General features: G+C 63.8%; 1 protein-coding gene. It reads left to right on the forward strand.

All coding sequences use genetic code 11. The features are described 5' to 3' along the window. A partial coding sequence (locus FHL16_RS33835; protein ID WP_177346276.1) for an immunoglobulin-like domain-containing protein occupies positions 1 to 655 on the forward strand: 655 nt, incomplete at both ends.

Below are 655 nucleotides of genomic sequence, written 5' to 3' on the forward strand. Positions count from 1 at the left end.
GACGTCGACGGCAAGTCGGCCGACACCTCGGTCACCGACTCGGCCGACACCACCACGCTTAGCCTGACAGCAACCGACTCGGTCGCTGAGGGCGGTTCGATCGTCTACACCGCGAACCTGACCAACGCGGCAGGCACACCAGTCACCGTAAACCTGTCGAACGGCGCGGTGATCACCATCGCCGCCAACGCCACCAGCGGCTCCGTGACCGTCAAGGCGCCAGCCGATGACGTTTACAAAGACGCCGGCAAAGTCGAAGCGACTATCAAGGATGCCACCGGCGGCAACTTCGAAAACCTGGTCAAGGACCCGGCGGCAGCGGTAACTGATGTGACCGACACCGTCGACACCTCGACCGTCAGCCTGACCGCGACTTCGTCCGTGGCTGAAGGCGGCACCGTGGTTTACACCGCGTCCGTCACCGCGCCAGTGACCGGTTCGCCGGTTGTCGTGAGCTTGTCCAACGGCCAGACCATCACCATTCCGGTCGGAGCAAGTTCGGGTAGCGTGAATTTTGTTGCACCAAACGATGCCCTCGCGGGCGGCGGCTCGCTGAGCGTCAAGATCGACGACGCCAAGGGCGGCAATTACGAGAAGCTGGACGTCGACGGCAAGTCGGCCGACACCTCGGTCACCGACTCGGCCGACACCACCA

This window comes from Pseudomonas sp. FSL W5-0299, from assembly GCF_005930655.1.
Taxonomy (GTDB): domain Bacteria; phylum Pseudomonadota; class Gammaproteobacteria; order Pseudomonadales; family Pseudomonadaceae; genus Aquipseudomonas; species Aquipseudomonas mandelii.